The following is a 5,219-nucleotide window of genomic DNA, read 5'->3' on the forward strand; positions in this document are numbered from 1 at the left end:
GTATAACTCATCTCTCCGGTTAATGGATCGAAAATTATTACTCCTTGAGCAGTTCCTGTTCCCGCATCTCCAATAGTTGTATTGGCACCAGGGATATAATCATCATTTGATAAAATATTTACAACTCCTGTAGTTCCTTCTACAACGGTTAAACTATCGTCTGCAACTTTTACCAATAATGGATTTGGATCGGTTCCATCTGGATTACCATCGTTGTCATCATCTGGATCTTCACTATCTGGAATGCCATCATTATCAGTATCTAAAGGATCTAAATAATCTGGAATATTATCATTGTTATCATCATCATCATTAAAGTCTCCATTATTATTATTGTCTTCATCGGCGGTTAGTACACCATCATCATCATCATCTGCATCTAAATAATTTGGAATACCATCATTATCTGAATCATCATTTGTTGGGTCTCCATCTATTGTTACCACATCTTCGTCTTCAGTTGGAATACCATCATTATCATCATCTACATCTTGGAAATCAGGAAGACCATCCATATCTGTATCTTTTGGATCAGTAGTTGTTATTCCGCTTTCTGGTGATGTTTCTACTCCATCGAATAAACCATTATCTCCAGAACCAAATTCTGAATTGTCAATTATACCATCATTATTTGAGTCTGTAGCACCTGATCCAGATTCTGTAACATCGTATACTCCATCTCCATCTGCATCTAAATCTAAATGATCTGGGACACCATCGTTATCTGTATCTCTATCTGGAATACCGTCTTGTTCTACAGTATCTGGAATACCATCATTATCATCATCTAAATCTACATTATCGGCTACCCCATCACCATCATTATCTTTAATTTCTCTAAAGTCTACTTCTGGAGTAGCCATGTTATCTAAGTTCGGTAAATCTAAAGCCCCATTATCTTGATCATCATTTACATCAAATAAAGTTCCAAGAGTTTGTACATTATCGTATGCATCTAGTAAACCATCCAAATCTGCATCGTTGTTTACAATTGCAAGTGTAAATCCTGCTTCTGTGGTGTCGTTTAATCCATCATTATCTGAATCTGAATCTAAATAATCTGGCAAGAAATCACCATCTGAATCTACAGGTGATAGACCGCTTATTACAGCATTATTATCATAAGCATCAATTAAACCGTCATTATCTGCATCTGCAGTTGGTGGATTTGGCTCCACATAACCTGCAGTTGTTTGTGCTTCTACATTATCTGGAATTCCATCGTTATCAGAATCGATGTCTTTATCATCTGAAATTCCATCACCATCACTATCTATTCCATCATTAACTGTAAATACAGGGAAAGTTCCTGGACCTGAATTTTCAGAAACACCATTCGTTTGTGAAGGAGAATTCGAAGTTGTGTTTCCTTCGAACAAACCATTAATTGCACATCCTGAGAATAATACAGAGCCTAAATTTGTATTAGAAGTTGCTGATAATAATTCTGCTGAGAAACGTATGTTAAACGATGCAGAATTATAATATCCAAAGAAAGCTGCTAATTTTGGAGATAAATCTACTCCTGAATATGTATCATCTGGCCCTAAGAAAGTTACTAAACCTGTTGCTGGATTATCTGAAACAGTTAATAAAGTTTCATTATCTACAGCATATAAACCTGGTCTTGATAAAATAACAGATTCTCTAGCGTTTGCACCATCTATATCATAAATGACTCCACTAAATCTGCTTATGTTGTATTGAGTATTTGTATTATCATTTACCAATACAACTTTAAAAGCCATTTCTGCTTTATTTCCTGTTGGTGTTGGCACTGTAAATTCTGGTTGCCAAGCATCTGAATTTCCTGTAGTAGAATTATCAATAGAGATTAAAGAAGCTCCACCTTGAATATCTGTAATTTCTACTATTGCGTCTAGAATACCTCCTGAACCTCCAAAACCAGTTACGTCTATTACATTTTCAAAGCGGTATTTTGCTCCTATTGAACCAGAACCTGCAACACCAGTTCCTGCAACATAAATAGGGTTTTTAAAACTTACATTTGGCAATATACATGAAGCGTCATTTGCAATTGCTGATGGTTCAAATCCTAAGGATTCTACAACATCTATAATACCGTCATTATCATCATCTATATCAATATCATCTGTAATACCATCTCCATCAGTATCAATTAAAATACCGAAAGTAACTTTGTCTCTAAAATCAACTTCTGCGGTTCCTGGATCTTGATCGTTAGGGAATGTTGTAACATCTTGATTATTATTAGATGCCGCATTTATATCTGTTGGTCCGTTTGGATTTAAATCAAAAGCATCATCTATACCATCATTATCTGTGTCATTTCCTGAGGCAACTATTTCTGCTATATTGTCTGCGTCTGTATCATAAACTTCTATTGTATCTAAAAGGCCATCTCCATCTGAATCTGTATCAACATAATCTGGAACATCTGTACCATCTGTATTTAATGGTAATCTAATTGGTATTCCAGAACCTGGACTTGTTTCATAATTATCTGATAAACCATTACCATCTGTATCTGCTCCTGGAGAGATATAACCTGAAGTTGTTTGCCATTCTATATTATCTACAATTCCATCGTTATCTGAATCTAAATCTAAATAGTTAGGAATAGGATCTACGTCTGAATTAACAGGATTATTAACAGGTACTCCCGTTACTGATCCACAAGGTGCACAATCAATGTCATATGCATCGTCTATACCATCTGAATCTGTATCTGTTCCTGCTGGAGCGATATAATTTATTGGGTTTTGAGCTTCAATATTATCAATAATACCATCGTTATCAGAATCAATATCTAAGTAATTAGGTACGCCATCTCCATCTATATCTTCTGTTGGCAGAGGCGTTACAGCAATTGTATCATCTAAACCATCGTTATTAGCATCTGTAAATCCATCAACAATACCATCTCCATTTGCATCTGTTCCTCCTGCTTCAACAACATCTGGAATTCCATCTCCATCTCCATCAACATCAAACTGATCTATAATTCCGTCTCCATCTTGGTCGAAGTTATCATCAATCCCATCATTATTTGCATCTGTAATAATATGATCTACATCTTTATAATCTGGAATTCCATCATTATCTGAATCTGCTAAAGGATCTGTTCCTCCATTTTCTACTGTATCTGGTACTCCATCATTATCATCATCTAAATCTACTGAATCTATAATTCCGTCTCCATCATTATCTGGTTGAACGGTAACAGAGATTGTTCCTTCGTTAGAAGTAGCTCCTAAGTTATCTTCTATAGTATAATTTATTTCTGCAACTCCTGTAAATTCTGGAACTGGAGTAAAGGTTACGTTTCCTGCTGCATCTACCGAATAAGTTCCAACTCCAACAATTACCAATGGAGTTGTTGAGTTTCCTGTATTTCCTGGATTATTTGGATCAATCAATATAATGGTAGATGGCTCTATTGTACCATCTGTATCTGTATCATTTGCTCCAATTGTTACAACTGTCGTTGGTGTATTTTGAACTGTAGTAACTGCATCATTTACTGCTACCGGAGCATCATTGACTCCTGTTACTGTAATATCTAATGTGCTTGTTGAATTATCAATTCCATCAGAAACCGTATAAGTTACTTGAGGTACAACCCCTGTGTAATCTAAGCTTGGATTAAATACATAACTACCATCACTATTTATTATTAATGATCCTTCGGCTAATGAAGCGGTTGTTCCTGCCGGATAATCGGTTCCGTTTATTGTAAATTCTAAAACAGTTAATGGTGTTCCTTCAACATCCGAATCATTACTTAAAACTCCGTTAGCAGCATTAACTACTAATGGTGTGTCTTCTAATGTTGTATTTACATCTACCACTGCTTGTGGTGCATCATTTACTGCTGTTACTAAAATCTCTACAGTTGCTATATTAGAAGTAACTCCCTCATTATCTTTTACAGTATAATTTACATTTGCAGGTCCATTATAATTTGGATCCGGTGTAAAAATTACGTTTCCTAAAGCATCTACCGAATAAGTTCCAACACCTACAATTACTAATGGTGTTGTTGAGTTTCCTGTATTTCCAGGATTTGTTGGATCAATCAATATAATTGTTGATGCATCTACAGAAGTATCATCCGTATCATTTCCTGTAATGGTTGATATCGTAATTGGGAAATCTTCTGAAGTTGTATTTCCTGAATCGTTAACTGCTACTGGTGCATCGTTTACTCCTGTTACTGAAATATCTAATGTGCTTGTTGCTGTTAATGCTCCATCACTAATCATATAAATTACTTGTGGAACAGGTCCTAAATAATCTAAAGCAGGATTAAATACATAACTACCATCACTATTTATTGTTAATGATCCTTCGGCTAATGAAGCGGTTGTTCCTGCCGGATAATCGGTTCCGTTTATTGTAAATTCTAAAACAGTTAATGGTGTTCCATCTACATCAGTATCATTTTTCAATATTCCATTTGCAGATGAAACATTTAATTGAGTGTCTTCTATAACCGTATTTGTATCTGGATTTGCAACTGGTACATCATTTACCCCACTTACAGTTATTGTTAAAGTACTACTTGTATTTGCTGTTGGAGTTCCGTCAGAAATTGTGTAGTCAACAATTGGTAAAGAACCATTGTAATTTGGAGTAGGAATAAAAGTATAACTACCATCTACATTTATTGTTAACATTCCTTCTGCAAGGTTTGCTGTATCACCAGGATTATAGGTAGTTCCATTAATTTGAAAACTAACTACAGATAATGTTTCTCCTGGATTAGCATCTGTATCATTATTTAAAAGTCCGTTTGCTGTTGTTACCGTTAATGTCACATCTTCTAAAGTAGAGTTAACATCTGGATTTGCAACTGGTGACAAGAAAGATTTTGGAACTGTTACAGCTACTGTTGCTGTATCACATAAACCATTTCCATCACATACTTGATATACAAATACATCTGTACCTGTACTAAAACCAGCATTTGGTGTATAAGTAATTGTTCCATCTCCATTTATTGTAGCTAAACCATTTGCTGGTTGAGAAATAATACTTGAAACCGTTAAAACATCTCCATCTAAATCAGAATCATTTGGTAAAACATTTATAATTACTGAAATTCCAGGGTCTGTTGATGAAGTATCATCTGTTGCTACCGGTGCATCATTAACTGCCGTTACACTTAAGTCTAATGTCGAATTCGCTGTGTTGGTCCCGTCACTTATTGTATAAGTTACCTGTGGGATTGGTCC

1 protein-coding gene is annotated in these 5,219 nt (G+C 35.2%); it reads right to left on the bottom strand.

Going from position 1 to position 5,219, the window contains the following annotated elements; all coding sequences use genetic code 11:
* A partial coding sequence (locus MC378_RS15055; protein ID WP_242179632.1) for a beta strand repeat-containing protein occupies positions 1–5,219 on the bottom strand: 5,219 nt, incomplete at both ends.

The sequence above is a fragment of the Polaribacter marinus genome (assembly GCF_022662535.1).
GTDB lineage: Bacteria > Bacteroidota > Bacteroidia > Flavobacteriales > Flavobacteriaceae > Polaribacter > Polaribacter marinus.